This is a genomic window from Parabacteroides sp. AF21-43, assembly GCF_003635435.1.
GTDB lineage: Bacteria > Bacteroidota > Bacteroidia > Bacteroidales > Tannerellaceae > Parabacteroides > Parabacteroides distasonis.
On record NZ_QTMG01000004.1, the window covers coordinates 105,695 to 122,004 of the forward strand.

Sequence of the window (16,310 nt, forward strand, 5' to 3'; positions counted from 1 at the left end):
TTCCTATGTGTAAAACTTTTGTTTTATACCACAAAAAACCACAAATACTTATATATTAATATTTTATCTATATAAAGAAAGGAAGAAAAACGGACTGATTATATACGTAGAGTGTAGAAAATTCCTTTGACGGCATGGCAAAGACACTTACTAAAAGCGGGAAATGATGGTAGATAAAGACTTACTATTGTAGATGTTTTCCTATCTACAACAATAGGATAAATATTTTAAATTCAAATGATTATAAGGATAGTTGTAGATATTGTACATAATTTTGATTATTTACATATAATAGACCGGGCTTAGCTTTTATATCACTCAAGTCCGGCCTATCGGTTGAGACCTATCCCGCATTTGTTTGGATCAGAGTCCCAGCTTCTCAGAGATCTCCAACATCTTCTTGATCGGTTTGATGGCCTTCTTCTGTACCTCCTCGTCCACGAATATCTCCGGCATCTCGAACTTCAAGCAATTATATAGCTTCTCCATCGTGTTCAAGCGCATGAAATTACATTCGTTGCAAGCGCAAGTACTGTCGTTCGGAGGAGCCGGGATGAATTCCTTATCCGGACTCTGCTTGCGCATCTCGTGAATAACGCCACTTTCCGTCGCTACAATGAATTGTTTCGCGTCGGACTTAATGGTATGCTTCAGCAAAGCCGCGGTCGATCCTACGAAGTCTGAGACCTGTATAACCGGCTGCTTGCATTCCGGATGGGTGATCACTTCCGCGTTCGGGTACTGTTTCTTCAAAGATAAGATCTTCTCCAATGAGAATTGCTCATGCACGTGGCAAGCGCCATCCCAAAGCAACATATTACGTCCCGTGATGCTATTGATATAATTACCTAAGTTACGATCCGGACCGAAAATCATCGGTGTACCTTCCGGGAAGCTCTCCACGATCTGGCGGGCGTTCGTGGAAGTAACCACCACATCCGTGACCGCTTTCACGGCGGCGGTCGTATTCACGTAAGAGATTACCGTATGACCGGGATGTTGCTTGACGAACTCGGCGAACTCCGGAGCCGGACAACTATCCGCCAAGGAGCAACCGGCATTCAAGTCCGGTACCAGCACTTTCTTATCCGGGCAGAGGATTTTCGCTGTTTCTCCCATAAAGTGAACCCCACAAAGCACGATGATATCCGCCTTCGTCTTAGCCGCCCATTGTGCCAAGGCCAGACTGTCTCCCACATAGTCCGCTATATCTTGTATATCGCCTGTTTGATAGTAATGCGCCAAAATAATCGCATTCTTCTCTTTACGTAACTTGTCGATCGCTTCCTTAAGGTCTAAATCCTTAGGAACGGGCGCATCCATGTACCCGATTGATTGGTTTGTCAACATAGCCTTATATATTAATGATTCCTGTTTCTACTGCTCCCAATAGGCTTTTCACTATATATAAACAATATTATCCACAGAAAGTATTACTGATAATCTTCATCTTATCTAGTTTATCAACCTATTGTTCACAAAGCACAAAGGTATAAACTTTCTTCATTTATAGAAATAACAAGAAAGATTCTTATCTTTGCTGTCGATGGATGAGCTGTCGTGAACCATCAAGAGTTATCCACAATCATTATATTATATTCTTATTAATCTTTAATTTTAAAAATAAATATGATGAATATGATAGGCTGTTGAAATGGTTAATACATTTTTGTTACAATCTTTGGTTATTGACTTATTAAAGTCTGTGAACGGTTTATCAAAAGGATACCAACAGCATGGATGTCTATCTATAGATTGTAATTCTTATAGTTATAGACTTTATGAATATTTAGCTGTTTATTGTTGATAACCTTGATTGTGAAAAAATAGATCCTCCAGCAAGGCTGTCAATAGGTGTATAAGGGCTGTTGATAGCGCGTAATAAATAAGTGGCTTATTCATTTGCTAATTTGAGAAAGGGGGGTGTATGGACAAGTATTTGAATAAAGCAAGAAATATTTTTCATTTTATGTCCACTACTTATTAATAGCTTTTCAACGGCATATCCACGGATATTCGCTACTTTTGCGGTCAAAGATATTTGTTATGCGAAAATTAAAAGTAACCGAATTGAACCGCCTGACTCCCGAGGCTTTTAAGGATAGTAAGAAGATACCTTTAATCGTTGTTTTAGACCATGTTAGAAGTCTAAACAACGTGGGTTCCGTGTTTCGTACCTCCGATGCTTTCCGGGTAGAGGCTATTTATCTTTGTGGTATTACGGCTTGCCCTCCGAATGCGGAGATCCATAAGACCGCTTTAGGAGCGGAAGAAACCGTAGATTGGGAATATTTCAAGGATACCCCGGAGGCTGTTGATAAACTGCGCCAAGAGGGGTATACGGTATGTGCCGTAGAGCAAGCGGAAGGTAGTGTCATGTTAGATAACTTGCAGTTAGACAAAACAAAGAAATACGCTATCGTCATGGGTAACGAGGTAAAAGGCGTTCAACAAAATGTGGTTGATAACTGTGATATATGTATTGAAATACCTCAATACGGTACAAAGCATTCCTTGAACGTATCGGTTACTACCGGTATCGTGATCTGGGATTTCTTCAAGCAACTATCAGATTAAACCATTCTCAACCAATACGACGACCCGTTCGGTCATGGCATCTTTACCTTTCGGGTCGTATTCCGATTTCAGACTGGCTCCGAACATTCCGGCGAAGAAATTCCAAAAGCCCGCACGGAAACTTCCTAGATAGGCTTTCAATAAATTGTAACTGGATTGATTACATTCCCTATCGATCAGTTTGATAAGTAGCTTACCTTGCGAGAAGGATAATTTTTTTAGTTCCGGTTTATATTGGGCGAACAACTCTTTCTCCATCCGTTTCAAGTGGGCTTGGCGGGCCTTGTCATTCGGTAAGGTTTCCATGTATTCGTAGGTCTCTATCAACGTATCATACACCATCTTGGCATAGGGCAAAGTACGCTTTACGTCTCGTACCAACTTATTGTACTTCGCTTGTTCACGCTTATTCTTAAACTTAACTTGAGGATATATGAAAACTTCCCGAAGGTTGACGACAGCCATTGTATCACCTTCATACAGTTGAGCTTTCTGATAACCTTCCGGAACAATATTTGTCTTTACCGCCTGCGCCATCCCTTTAAAGCTACAGAGAGCGAGTAGAGCCAAAATACAATATATCCCTTTTCGTATCATATACCGCGAAAATATAAATACTGCGTGACTCTCAGCATCATTTATCTGTTAATAACTTGCTAAATGAATATAAAACATTACATTTGCGCAATTGACAACAACTTAAGAATATATTAACTATGAAGAAAGAAGAAATTACCGCCCTATTCGGAAAATTCGAATCCATTTCATGTGAGGTAGAAGGCATAGAATGCTGGAGTGCCAGAGAGTTACAACCTCTATTAGGATATGCCAAATGGGATAACTTTATCAATAATGTAGTGGTGAAAGCCAAAGAAGCGTGCCGGAATGCGGGAGAAAATATAGAGGATCACTTTCCCGATGTCGGGAAAGTGATTATTGTGGGGCATGGTGCTGAGCAACAAATAAATGACATCTTATTAACACGCTACGCATGCTACTTAATCGCACAAAATGGTGATAGTCGTAAACCACAAGTAGCTTTCGCTCAGACTTATTTTGCGGTACAAACCCGTAAGGCCGAGGTGATTGAACAACGCCTATTGGATTGTGAACGCTTAAAGGCCAGAGAAAAATTAAGTCAGACTGAAAAACAATTATCCGGAATCTTATACGAAAGAGGTATTGATAATAAAGGATTCGCGATTATTCGTTCTAAGGGAGATCAAGCTTTATTCAATTTAAGTACACAGATGTTGAAAAAGAGAATGAACGTCCCCACGAATAGACCTATCGCTGATTTTTTACCGACTATAAGTATAAAAGCTAAAGACCTAGCGACTGAAATGACAAACGTAAATGTGCAAGCGAAGGATCTATATGGACAATCTCCTATTGAAAAAGAACATATTGATAACAATACTGCTGTACGTGATATGTTATTGCAAAGGGGGATTAAGCCTGAACAACTTTCTCCTAATGAGGATATTAAAAAGGTACAGCGTAGGATAAATAAGGATAATAAGAAAAACTTGAAGAATAAGTAGAAACCATACAAAATCTTAACTATGAAATATCTATTGCTATCCCTGTTTGCGGGGGTATTTTCATTGTATGTACATGGTGTTGATAACTTACGTTTACCGGATGTTCGTAGCGTGGGAATGGGAGGGAATGTGGCGACGCAATCTATTTTATTCAATCCGGCCCTTATTGTCGATAAAGAGAAAAAATCTATTCACTTAGAATACTTTAATCGGTACATGTTGAAAGAACTGGGTACGATGTCCGGTAGTTTTTATTATCCGAATCAACTATTATCCGCAGGTGTTGATATCTCTGTTTTCGGGTTTGATAAGTACAGGGAGATGATGGTTCGTGTGCTGGGAGGAAAACGCTTGGGGGATCAATGGGCGTTAGGGCTTGGAGTTCACTATAGTTTCTTGCAAACTGATCTATTGGGAAATACAAGATCCAGACTGTCAACAGATATTGGAATCACTTTCTCTTCTATTGATAAGTTGTTAATAGGAATGTTAATAATGAATTTTCCTTCTGTTTCTATAGGAGATAAAGATATTGAAATAGAAGATTTTAATTATTATTTAATTCAAATAAGTTTTCAATGGGAGATTATAAACAGTCTGTTAATTACAGGAAGTGTAGGAACGGAAAATGAAAACCTAGTTGTTGGAAACTTTGGTCTTGAATACACCGCTTTCGATTCTTTTTTTATTCGTGCCGGAATACAGACCGCTCCTCTCCTGCCCTCTTTAGGAATTGGTTATAACTTTTCTTGCTTTACGATAGATGTAGCCTCTATTTACCATCCGATTTTAGGGATGAGTACCGGTCTTGGTTTATCATTCTCTTTTTAAATGATACTTAGCTATGAAACGATTGTTTATAATCTTGTCGATAATCCTGTTGATAAATAGTTATTACGCTAATTCTCAAATAGAATATTCTGTTGATAAGTGGATGGAGTATGTAGAGGAACTAGCCTTGGAAACCGAGGATACGGAGCGTATCGAAAGTTTGTATGCCGATTTATCTTATTTAACTGAGCATCCTTTTGATTTGAATGCCGTGACGGAAGAACAACTGAAGCGATTACCTTTTCTATCCGATCGCCAAATCGAGCAGCTACTTTCCTACCGGAAACGATACGGAAATATGGTTAGCATCTATGAGTTGAAGAATATAGAGGATATCGATTTTCAGACGATATCTCTTCTCCTTCCATTTGTTTATATAGGTGATAATCTTGTTGAAAAACGGTTGCTTACGGTTAAGAACCTGTTGAAATATGGTCGTAATGAATTACAAATCAGGTATGATCAATGTTTTCAACAGAAAAAGGGATATGGTGAACAAACGGACAGCATACTTTCGTTATATCCAAATCGTAAATATAGAGGAGAACCTTTCTATCACTCCTTACGTTATTCCTATACTTTCGAGGATCGTTTACAAGCAGGCTTCGTAGCCGAGAAAGATGCGGGCGAACCTTTTTGGAACGCATATCATAAAGGATATGACTTTTATTCCGCACATCTATTCCTAAAAGATATCAACTGGTTAAAAAGCTTGGCTATAGGGGATTACAAGATGTCTTTCGGACAAGGTCTGGTGATTAGCAATGACTTTTCTCCTAGTCGTACGGCAGTAGTCGCTCAAGCGGAGCGAAGGACAAATGGCTTCCGTAGGCACTTCTCAACCAATGAACAGGATTTCTTCCGAGGGGTGGCTAGTACGATCACGATTAAAAACTTGGATATAAGTGTTTTCTATTCGTACCGGAAAATGGATGCGGCCGTAGATAGCTTGACATTCACCTCATTAAAAACGGATGGACTTCATCGTTTACAACGGGATTGGGAAAAGAGGAAAATGATAACGATGCAGGTATATGGAGGAAATATCCGCTATGCTACATCTCATTTTCATGTAGGTTTAACGGCTCTCTCCTATTCATTCGGTAAGTTTAAGATGGACCCCGATCCAAAACCTTATAATTTGTTCTATTTCAGAGGTTCCAACAATTTCAACATCGGTGTTGACTATATGTTGAAAAGTAACCGTATTAAGTTTTATGGCGAAACTGCCCTTTCGAAAAACGGAGCTATTTCTACCTTGAATGCCTTGCAGTTAACACCCGCTTCTTATATATCTTTCTTGGTATTATACCGTTATTACGACCGCCGTTATCAAGCTTTGTTTGGAAATGCTTTCTCGCAAGGCTCTACGGTTCAAAACGAGCAAGGGGTTTATATGGGATTGCAATTAACCCCGATCGCCCGCTGGAAATTATCCGTTTATGCGGACTTATTCCGTTTTCCTTGGTTGAAATACGGGATAGACGCTCCTTCCGGAGGACAGGAATATATGGCTCAGATAGATTATACCCCTAGTAGAAACTATTCAGCTTATCTTCGTTATAAATACCGGCAAAAAGAAAAGAATGGAACTTTTGAAAATGATAATTTATTGAGAATCAATTCTTATAAACAACATCGTATTCGTTTTCAACAGGTTTATAACTTTTCTTCTCCTTTTATTTTTAAGACTTCCTTAGATGGTATTCTATTCGATGATCCTATAAAGAAACTTAATAAAGGAATTATGATATCCCAAAGTATAGGCTGGAAGCCCACTACCCTACCTCTTCAAATGGATGGTTATCTAGCGTGGTTTCATACGGATGATTACAATAGCCGGGTCAGTTCGTATGAGAAGAATATATTGTATGCCTTTAATATGCCCTCTTTTTATGGGGATGGGATGCGGTTTGCCCTTACCTTTCGTCTGGATATTTGGAAACGTTTATCCTTATCCGCGAAACTGGCTCACACCCATTATTGGGACAGGGATTTGATAGGTACTGATACGGAGGAGATAAGCGGTTCTGATAAAACAGATCTTTATGCTTTGCTTCGCTGGAAATTTTAGAGTAGATTTGCGTGGGTAAAAACAAACAGCGCTATGTCTACAATTCTTTTTGATAAAATTGTATTTGGCCCGATACATAGTCGGCGCCTAGGTGTCTCTTTAGGGATGAATTTACTTCCTACAGACGGGAAATTATGCTCTTTTAATTGCATTTATTGCGAATGTGGATTGAATGAGAATCATAGGACCCATAGTAAACTGCCTACTCGTACGGAAGTGAGGGAAGCCTTAGAGCAAAAACTAAGTTCCATGAAAGCGGAAGGGATCGCTCCGGATGTAATTACATTCGCCGGAAACGGAGAGCCTACGATACACCCGGAATTCGGTGGAATCATTGATGATACGATCGCTACCCGGGATCGATTTTTCCCTGATGCTAAAATCGCCGTACTTTCTAATTCTACGATGCTCCAGAAAGAGGAGGTCTTTCAAGCCTTGAATAAAATAGAGGATAACATATTGAAACTGGATTCTGTATTAGACAGTCGGATTCGGCAGATAGACGTACCTAATTCTCCGGCGTTTAATTTCGAGTCTTTATTAAAGCAATTATGTCGTTTTAACGGAAACTTGATTATACAGACCATGTTCTTGAAGGGGGAATTAAACGGGGAATCGGTTAATAATATGACAGAAGAGGAGATAGCGGGCTGGATCTCCGCCTTAAAACAAATCCGTCCGAAACAAGTCATGATTTATACGATAGATAGGGAGACCCCGGTTAAAGCTTTGAAAAAAGCTACTAAAGAAGAATTAGATGCGATTGCGGAACGGGCCCGGAAGGAGGGTTTTGACGTGACGGTATCTTATTAAACTAACTAATTTAGAGAAACACAATAAGTAGTATGAGAACATTCAGTAAAAAGAAAAAATTGCCTCGACTCTTGACGCTTTGTGGAGCGGTAGCGGTCTCAGCATTGCTAGGAGGATGTGGGCAGAGCGGTGTTCCGGCGGAATCTTTCGATCGGTCGGATTATTATACCAGAGGTATCGGTTCGTATCCGGGAGATCCGGGGGAGGATTTCTCTCCTTCATTACGTCCGGATTATTCCACGTATCGTAACATAGCTCTTTTGCGTAGCGCTTACAACTCCTCCAGTTATGATTACAATCTAACGGCTCAACTGGTGACGGATGGTGTTATTAGCGATAAACAACCTCAGTATCTCGATCTCTCCACGCAAAATGGGGATATCGCTCGTCGTGAGCGTGAGTGGATGATCGATCAAGGTCCTTATTCTCGTAATGCGGTTACAGGCGAGGATGCCTATTTCCTGTTCACGCTGAATAACTGGAAAGAGAAAGCCGACAAGGTACAATTTCGCGGCAGCGTGGCTTATGACGAGAATAAGATTAAGGATGGATATGAGATTGTTTGCGAGGGATCGAATGATGGAAATACTTGGACGGAATTGGCTGCCTTAAAGGGTAAAGGTATGCCGGGTAAGGCCAGCAAGTATAAGGCCCATTCAGACCCAAATAAAAATAGCTGGGATCCGGGTACGTTGCCCACCCGTATGTTGAATGAGACTTTGACATTCGATCAACCGGGTGAATATGCTTATTATCGGATGCGATTGAAAATGGAAGGTGCCGCTTATTGGGCATTCTTCGAGATGAATTTCTATAACCAAGATAAGTTGATAGATTTGCTTCCTTCCAAATTCTTTAATAGCGCTTGGATGAGTGCCACGACAGGAGAGGAGTGGGTCTATGTGGACTTGGGTAGCCAATCCGAATTTGACAAAGTAAAATTGCATTGGATCAATAAAGCGATCAAGGGTAAGATTCAAGTTTCCGACGACGCGAAACAATGGGTTGACATAGCGAATCTTCCGGGTGGAGATGCTAATCTGGATGAGATCAAGCTAAAAGGAAAGGGCCGCTACGTACGGGTATGGATGGAGCAACCGGCTAATGACGGACGTTATATCTTAAGCGAGATAGAGGTGATGGGTAAAGGTGGCTTGCTTGCCCAACCGGCTGCTGCTCCGGCTTCTACAAAAGACGAGATCCGTTTGTCGGGCGGAAACTGGAAAGTACAACGAGCTTCCGAGGTAACCGCTTCTGGTGAGGAAATATCGAAACCTTCTTTCTCTCCGGAAAATTGGATCGTGGCGACCGTACCGGGAACGGTATTGAGCAGTTATAAGAATATCGGAGCTATCCCGAATCCGAATTACGCGGATAACTTGATGCAGATATCCGAGTCATTCTTCAACTCTAATTTCTGGTATAGGGATGAGTTTGAGGTACCCGAAGGATTCAAGCAAGATCGTTTGTTCTTGAATTTCGATGGTATCAACTGGAAAGCGAATGTATATTTAAACGGTAACAAGATCGGCCGTATCGAGGGAGCGTTTATCCGAGGTGTATTTGACGTTACAGACAGGGTCGTACCGGGTAAGAACGTTGTCGCGGTGGAGATCATCAAGAATGAGCATATCGGCGCTATCAAGGAGAAATGTGAGAAGAATACGGATTTCAACGGTGGTATCTTAGGCGCTGATAACCCAACCTTCCACGCTTCGATCGGTTGGGATTGGATCTCGACGATCCGTGGTCGTAATATAGGTATTTGGGATGATGTGTACTTGACTTCTACAGGCAAGGTAACGATTCAAGACCCGTTCGTACAGGTTGTATTACCGTTGCCGGATACGACTTCCGCTACCTTGACTCCGGAAGTGATCGTGAAGAACCATGATGCCGCTCCAGTAAAGGGTGTATTGACAGGAAAGATCGGCGATATCACTTTCGAGCAACCGGTAGAATTGGCCGCAAACGAGGAGAAGACGGTTACTTTCGATCCAAATAGCTTCAGCCAATTGAAGGTTCAGAACCCACGTCTGTGGTGGCCTAAAGGGTACGGATCTCCTTATTTATACGACGCTAATTTCACCTTTAAGGTAGGCGATAAGGTATCCGACTCTGAGGATTTCAAGGTAGGTATCCGACAAATGACCTTCAACGAGAATAATAGCATCTTGAGTCTCTTTATCAACGGGCGTCGTTTTATCGGCCGTGGCGGTAACTGGGGATTCGGTGAGTCTAACCTGAATTACCGGGGTCGTGAGTACGACATCGCCGTGGCTTACCATGCCGATATGAACTTTACGATGATGCGTAACTGGGTAGGACAAATCGGCGACAAGGAATTGTATGAGGCTTGCGATCGTCATGGTATCATGATCTGGCAAGATTTCTGGTTGGCGAATCCTTCCGACGGACCCGATCCTTATGATCCGGAGATGTTTATCGCCAACGCAGAGGATTATGTGAAACGTTTCCGTAACCATGCCTCTATCGGTATTTATTGCGGGCGCAACGAGGGCTTCCCGCCGGAGCAGATCGACAAGGCTTTACGCCGTATCGTGAAAGAGGATCATCCGGGCTTACATTATATCTCCAGCTCGGCGGATGAGGTGGTAAGTGGCCATGGCCCGTACCGTGCGCTTCCTGTTAAAGAATACTTTAGCTTGAAGAATGGTAGTGATAAGTTCCATAGTGAGCGGGGTATGCCCAACGTGATGAATTACGAGAGCTTGGTTCGTACTTTCTCTCCGGAAGCGCTTTGGCCGCAAAACGCTCAATGGGGGCAACATGATTATACGATGGAAGGCGCCCAGTCTTGCGCTTCTTTCAACGCTATCATCGAAAAGGGCTTCGGTAAGCCGAACAACGCCAAGGAATTCGCCGATCTGGCTCAGTGGGTAAACTATGATGGTTACCGGGGTATGTTCGAATCGAGAAGCTTGAACCGTAAGGGATTATTGCTGTGGATGACGCATCCGGCATGGCCTTCTATGGTATGGCAGACTTACGATTATTATTTCGAGCCTACCGCCGCTTACTTTGGTTGCAAGAAGGCCTCCGAGCCTCTGCACATTCAATGGAATCCGGTTACGGACGAGATCGAGGTAGTGAACTATAGCGCCGGCGTACGTAATGGTTTGACGGCAAAGGCTCAAATCATCAATATGGACGGTTCTATTTCATGGGAAAACGAGGTTTCCGTGGATAGTAAGGAAGATACGACCAACAAATGTATGAAACTGGATTTCCCAGCTAGCGTATCCAGCGCTCATTTCGTCAAGTTGACGTTGACCGAGAACGGTAAGATCGTATCGGATAACTTCTATCTGCGTGGCGTAGAGGAAGGCAACTACCAAGCTTTGCGTGAGATGCCAAAGGTTACTTTACAATCCAACGTGACAACTAATAAGGGTAATGACGGTACTTGGACCGCTACCGCTACCTTAGAGAATACTTCATCCACCCCGGCTCTGATGATCCGTGTGAATGTAGTGGGCGAGAAGGATGGCGAGCAATTCCTCCCCGTTTTCTATAGCGATAACTATTTCTCATTGCTCCCGGGCGAGAAGAAAGAGATCAACATCCATTGGAAAGATGTAGATACGAGAGGCGAGACCCCGAAGGTGGTTATCTCCGGTTATAACGTAGAGTAATAGATAGATTAATCCTCTAGGTCAAAAGATTTTGATCTAGGGGATTTTTTATATCCAAATGCATACCTTTGTGAAAATTTTATCTTTAACTACATGTGAGAATTGAATATGAATTTGAAGGAATATCTTAATAAACCTATGTACGCTATAGATAGACCATGGGTGATCGTTCTGTTAAACTCGATGGTAGTGGCGTTAATACTCGCTATTTTCGAGCCTTTTCACTATCGGCTAAATAGCGTGATACAGTTTTGGGTATTATGGTGTTTCGTAGGCTTGACATTTATATTCTCTGTTGTCGCTTTTGTCTTGTTTCCTAAATTATTCAAACGTTTTTATGATCCTGAACGATGGACTATTGGTAAAAACTTACTACATTGTTCCTGCTTTTTGTTATTTTTGGGACTCGCTTGTTTCATTTATGACTATTACTTCTTGATGCGAATGGACTTTTGGAGTGATTTAGATACGACTATTTTTTATAAAATGTTGCTTATAGATGTGTCAGCGGCGATCACGATTGTTATTATTCCCCTTATTTTCGGATTTTTCATTATAGAGAATAATGCTTTGAAACGTAATTTGCAAGAAGCGAAAAGGATGAATAAACTATTATCCGAACGAAATATACAAGAAGAGAAAGGGGGTGATGCCATAACCCTGTCCGGCGATACAAAAGAATCGATTTGCGTACTTCCGGATAATATTATGTATATGGAATCTTCTGGTAATTATGTAGATGTCTGTTATAGAGAGGAAGGGAATATGAAGCATAAACTTCTCCGTTCCACGATCAAGCAAATGGATGAGATGATGGAGAAATATGGTTGTTTTGTCCGTTGTCACCGGGCTTATATCGTAAACGTGAATAAAATCATGAACATAAACGGTAATGCGCAAGGCTACCGTTTGAATTTGGAGGATACACAACAAGAGATTCCTGTCTCACGTACCTATCTAAAAGACTTTAAGAGTTTTCTTAATAAGGAAAACTAGGTTGTATTTTATCCCTAAAACTTGTGATAAGGCACAGATTTCCATGTTTTATCACCAAATCTTGACATCTATCCCTATTGTTTGACTGGCTTTTTTACCCACTTTATATTTGCTGAAAAATCAATTGCAAAAATAATCAGCGATATGGAAAAGTCAGTAGTAAAAAAGATTCTTATTAATGTTATGTTGTTATTATTTGTGGCTGTCAATGGATCGGCGCAATTTATCACCGGCTCAATTACGGATCGTCAGGGTTTACCCGTGGAATTTGCTAATATAGTATTGTTATCTGTTCCGGATTCTTCTTTCCTTCAAGGTACGGTTAGTGATGAGAGTGGTAGTTTTCGCATTCAAACAGGAGATTCTATATCTATACGAACTTATGTGATCAAAGTATCTTCGATCGGTTATCAAACCATCTACCGAGATACACGAGCCGGTAATATGGAAAATATCGTTTTGTCGGATGAGGCGATCTTGTTGGATGAGGCCGTTGTCATAGGGAAACGACCGGATTTCCAGATCAAAGACGGTACCTTGACAACCCGCATAGAAAACAGCCTGCTAAGCAAATCCGGGACAGCGAACGACGTATTGAAGTATATTCCCGGCATACAAGGCAAAGAGGGGGAGTTTCAGGTGTTCGGTAAAGGTATTCCTGTTATATATATCAATGGACGTGAAGTAAGGGATCTCTCCGAACTGGATCGTCTTAGCTCTTCTGAGATTCGTCAAATAGAGGTGATTACTAATCCGGGATCACGTTATGGGGCGGAAGTGAAATCGGTTATCCGTATTAAGACTATAAAGCGTGAAGGTGAAGGGATGAGCTTTGAGGCTCGCTCTACTTGGGGACAGTCGCAAAACACGGATTTTACGGAACAATTGAATTTAAACTACCGTCATAATAATCTGGATGTATTTGCTATGTTTCAATATGTGCATAACAACTATTTGCTCATCAATAATGTAAGTCAGCAAGTATATGTCGATACGCTTTGGCGGCAAGAGAATCGGATGGAGCAGCATTCATTGGATAATGATTACCGGGGAGAGCTGGGAGTGAATTATCAAGTTAACGATAACCATTCTTTGGGTGTCCGTTATATAATGTCTGCCTCTCCAGAAAATAAAATAGGGGGACAAACAGAAAGTCGGATTGATGCCAATGATGATTTCTATGACTATTTATTGAGCGAGAGTTATAGTACGACCGTGAAACATCCAGCTCACCAAATCAACGTTTATTATTCGGGAGCCGTAGGGAAGCTTTCTTTGGATTTCAATGCGGATATGCTAAGGAGCGAAGCGAGGACAGGAAATGAGGTAATAGAAAACAGTCAAGAGCAAGAAAGTCGTATCGTGACCTCCACTAATAATGTGGACAATAAGTTATACGCCGCTAAATTGATTGCTTCCTATCCATTAGCAGGTGGTAATTTGAGCCTAGGCTCGGAGTTTACCAGTACCCGCCGTACAGACTTATTTACTAATCCACAGGAAATCCTTCCTACAACCGATAGCCATATCCGGGAAGATCGTGCGGGAGCTTTCGCTGAATATAGTAAGTTTATCCGTATCGCCTACCTAAATATGGGTTTGCGTTATGAACATGTTTCAACAGAACGTTCCTATGATAATTTTTTTCCAAATGTCTCGTTATCCACGCAAATAGGAAAACTACAAACCCAACTTGGTTATACGACGAAAACGAAACGCCCTACTTACGCTCAATTGTCAAGTAATATGAACTATATCAATCGGTTTACCTATATGAACGGTAATCCGGCGTTAAAACCTACAAACCTACACGATATCACTTTATCAGGCAGTTATGATTGGTTTCAATTTATGTTGAGCTACCAGAGAGAAAAAGACGTTATTCTTTATATGACGGATCAATATGAGAAAAATCCCGCTATAACGATCATTACGCATCGTAATTATGACCGGATTGATAACGTATCGGTGTTTTTGATAGCGTCTCCTATTATAAAGAAGTGGCATCCTCAACTCACGATAGGTTTACAGAAACAATGGATGGATATTGAGCATAATAGTAGGATGCTTTCTATGGATAGACCGTTGTTTATCGGCCGGTTTAACAATGGAATTCAATTTCCTTATGGATGGACACTACATGTAGATTTGTTTTTTCAGGGTAAAGGTGATTTCCAAAATATTTATATCAACAAGAACGTGTTTATGATGGATGCCTCGCTCACTAAGTCTTTCTTTGATGACCGTCTTTCCTTTAATCTACAAGGTATTGATCTTACGCATGGGCGTAAAGATGGCAACGTGATTTATAACAAACACATGGATCTGACGGTGAATAATGTAACCGATAGCCGTGAGGTACGACTGACCGTTCGCTATAAGTTTAATACGACCAAAAATAAGTATAAGGGAAAAGGAGCCGCTGAGGAGGAAATAAGAAGGCTCTAAGAAACCCGTCTCTATGGGGTATTTCTCATTTATATAGTAGCCTCGATCACTACGAGGCTACTATATGAATATTGCTTTTATAGCTTTATATAAATCTTCTTCTTATACAAGAAATATCCCGGTATCCAGTTTAATACCACGAAGAAGATAGCCCAAGCCAGCGATCCTCCGAAATCGCCGAATACCGGCCTGAACAGATCCATATACATAAAGGCGGAGATACCGCTCATTCCCAGCAATACGGCCAATATATCCCCTTGTACATACAGATACAACGGGTTGATACCGAACGACTCAAAGAATAACGTCCATTTCTTCTTCCCGTTTATATCGATGATCCAGATTAATAAAGCGAGGAATAAGGAGGCGAATCCGCAAGTTACCAAGACGAACGTGCTACTCCATATCTTCTTATTGATCGGGCAGCCGTAACTTAGTAAGAAACCGGCAAAAAGAATAATCGTACCGAAAATGAAGATATTACGGATAATCAACTCATTGTTCTTTTTACAATCCTGTATTACCTTTCCTACGTAGAAACCGAGTAATACATGCGCTATGCTACCGATGCAGCTCAAGAGCCCTTCCGGATCAAAGGCGATCCGTGTACCATCTGCCATATCATCGTGATACATATGCGATGTACCGAATAAAGTTCTGTCCACGATCGCTATAATGCTATCCTCCGACATTTCCATACTATGCGTGAAACCTAGTAATGCCCAGTAAAATATCAATATACCAGCGGCTACCTGCAAAATATACTTATGATTAATCGCTAATCCTATCAACGACCCGAAGCCGTATGCCAGCGCCAACCTTTGCATCACCCCAAGGATACGTAAATTCTGGAAATCGGTAAATCCATTGTAGCAAACATGCCCGAACAGATTCAGCCCTAATCCCACGAGGAATATCAATACCGTGCGTCTCAATACTTTCGTCACGCTTTCTTTCGACAGCTTGAAGTTATATTTCCTAAGCGAGAAAAACATGGAGACCCCCATGATGAACATAAAGAACGGAAATACCAAATCGGTGGGAGTGAGGCCGTTCCAACGTGCATGCTCTAAAGGCGTATATACATACTTCCATGACCCGGGGTTATTTACCAAAATCATCCCCGCGATCGTAATTCCCCTCATCACGTCAAGGGATAATAGTCTTCCGGATTGTTGTGCCATATTGATAGTAGATTAAAAAGTTACCAATGAAAGTCCAAAGATAATGGAATTTCCTACAATATCCCTGCCTTCGGGAATACTGTTTTTAGTATATTGAAAATCAGATGTATAAAAACATGTACATGTTTTCGGAAAAACACGTACGTCTTTTTTCGGAAACACGTACGAGAATTTATGAAAACACGTA

General features: G+C 41.2%; 11 protein-coding genes. 8 read left to right on the forward strand and 3 right to left on the reverse strand.

Translation table 11 applies throughout. The features are described from left to right. Window positions 1-363 precede the first annotated feature (363 nt). Complete coding sequence (nadA, locus tag DWX84_RS04690) at window positions 364-1,350, reverse strand: quinolinate synthase NadA (RefSeq protein ID WP_008773192.1); 987 nt, start codon at window positions 1,348-1,350, stop codon at window positions 364-366. Window positions 1,351-2,046: 696 nt separating this feature from the next. Between nadA and DWX84_RS04695 the strand changes: the two genes are divergently transcribed. Continuing rightward, window positions 2,047-2,577: an RNA methyltransferase gene (locus DWX84_RS04695; protein WP_122377430.1), complete on the forward strand. Its 531-nt coding sequence runs from the start codon at window positions 2,047-2,049 to the stop codon at window positions 2,575-2,577. Here DWX84_RS04695 and DWX84_RS04700 read toward each other — a convergent pair. Then, window positions 2,569-3,174: a DUF4294 domain-containing protein gene (locus DWX84_RS04700; protein ID WP_008778681.1), complete on the reverse strand. Its 606-nt coding sequence runs from the start codon at window positions 3,172-3,174 to the stop codon at window positions 2,569-2,571. The two genes, DWX84_RS04695 and DWX84_RS04700, sit on opposite strands and share 9 nt — an antisense overlap. A 119-nt stretch (window positions 3,175-3,293) precedes the next feature. On the opposite strand from DWX84_RS04700, the gene dinD reads away from it, so the two are divergent. The 7 genes from dinD (at window position 3,294) to DWX84_RS04735 (ending at window position 14,939) form a co-directional block, all read left to right on the forward strand. Then, the gene (gene dinD, locus DWX84_RS04705) at window positions 3,294-4,121 is read left to right on the forward strand and encodes a DNA damage-inducible protein D (RefSeq protein ID WP_005863734.1); all 828 of its coding nucleotides are present in this window, start codon (window positions 3,294-3,296) and stop codon (window positions 4,119-4,121) included. Window positions 4,122-4,142: 21 nt separating this feature from the next. Further along, the gene (locus tag DWX84_RS04710; protein WP_121960724.1) at window positions 4,143-4,952 is read left to right on the forward strand and encodes a hypothetical protein; all 810 of its coding nucleotides are present in this window, start codon (window positions 4,143-4,145) and stop codon (window positions 4,950-4,952) included. Between the two features lie 13 nt (window positions 4,953-4,965). Further along, window positions 4,966-7,026, forward strand: coding sequence for a helix-hairpin-helix domain-containing protein (locus DWX84_RS04715; RefSeq protein WP_009016542.1), 2,061 nt, complete (start codon window positions 4,966-4,968; stop codon window positions 7,024-7,026). 33 nt (window positions 7,027-7,059) lie between these two features. Further along, entirely contained in the window at window positions 7,060-7,839 is a 780-nt protein-coding gene (locus DWX84_RS04720; protein ID WP_122370271.1) for a radical SAM protein, read from the forward strand. A 32-nt stretch (window positions 7,840-7,871) separates the two neighbouring features. Further along, window positions 7,872-11,495: a discoidin domain-containing protein gene (locus tag DWX84_RS04725; protein ID WP_122377431.1), complete on the forward strand. Its 3,624-nt coding sequence runs from the start codon at window positions 7,872-7,874 to the stop codon at window positions 11,493-11,495. 138 nt (window positions 11,496-11,633) lie between these two features. Next, window positions 11,634-12,491, forward strand: coding sequence for a LytTR family DNA-binding domain-containing protein (locus tag DWX84_RS04730; protein ID WP_227713825.1), 858 nt, complete (start codon window positions 11,634-11,636; stop codon window positions 12,489-12,491). A 144-nt stretch (window positions 12,492-12,635) separates the two neighbouring features. Further along, a complete protein-coding gene (locus DWX84_RS04735; RefSeq protein WP_122377432.1) occupies window positions 12,636-14,939 on the forward strand; it encodes an outer membrane beta-barrel family protein in 2,304 nt (767 codons plus the stop codon). Window positions 14,940-15,016: 77 nt separating this feature from the next. On the opposite strand, the gene DWX84_RS04740 is transcribed toward DWX84_RS04735, so the two are convergent. Further along, window positions 15,017-16,123: an acyltransferase family protein gene (locus DWX84_RS04740; RefSeq protein ID WP_122377433.1), complete on the reverse strand. Its 1,107-nt coding sequence runs from the start codon at window positions 16,121-16,123 to the stop codon at window positions 15,017-15,019. Between the last annotated feature and the right edge of the window lie 187 nt (window positions 16,124-16,310).

What these genes read in the sequence shown, in the direction of transcription:
- nadA (WP_008773192.1), bottom strand. Translation starts at nt 1,350, where the DNA reads ATGTTGACAAACCAATCAATCGGGTACATGGATGCGCCCGTTCCTAAG.
- DWX84_RS04695 (WP_122377430.1), top strand. Translation starts at nt 2,047, where the DNA reads ATGCGAAAATTAAAAGTAACCGAATTGAACCGCCTGACTCCCGAGGCT.
- DWX84_RS04700 (WP_008778681.1), bottom strand. Translation starts at nt 3,174, where the DNA reads ATGATACGAAAAGGGATATATTGTATTTTGGCTCTACTCGCTCTCTGT.
- dinD (WP_005863734.1), top strand. Translation starts at nt 3,294, where the DNA reads ATGAAGAAAGAAGAAATTACCGCCCTATTCGGAAAATTCGAATCCATT.
- DWX84_RS04710 (WP_121960724.1), top strand. Translation starts at nt 4,143, where the DNA reads ATGAAATATCTATTGCTATCCCTGTTTGCGGGGGTATTTTCATTGTAT.
- DWX84_RS04715 (WP_009016542.1), top strand. Translation starts at nt 4,966, where the DNA reads ATGAAACGATTGTTTATAATCTTGTCGATAATCCTGTTGATAAATAGT.
- DWX84_RS04720 (WP_122370271.1), top strand. Translation starts at nt 7,060, where the DNA reads ATGTCTACAATTCTTTTTGATAAAATTGTATTTGGCCCGATACATAGT.
- DWX84_RS04725 (WP_122377431.1), top strand. Translation starts at nt 7,872, where the DNA reads ATGAGAACATTCAGTAAAAAGAAAAAATTGCCTCGACTCTTGACGCTT.
- DWX84_RS04730 (WP_227713825.1), top strand. Translation starts at nt 11,634, where the DNA reads ATGTACGCTATAGATAGACCATGGGTGATCGTTCTGTTAAACTCGATG.
- DWX84_RS04735 (WP_122377432.1), top strand. Translation starts at nt 12,636, where the DNA reads ATGGAAAAGTCAGTAGTAAAAAAGATTCTTATTAATGTTATGTTGTTA.
- DWX84_RS04740 (WP_122377433.1), bottom strand. Translation starts at nt 16,123, where the DNA reads ATGGCACAACAATCCGGAAGACTATTATCCCTTGACGTGATGAGGGGA.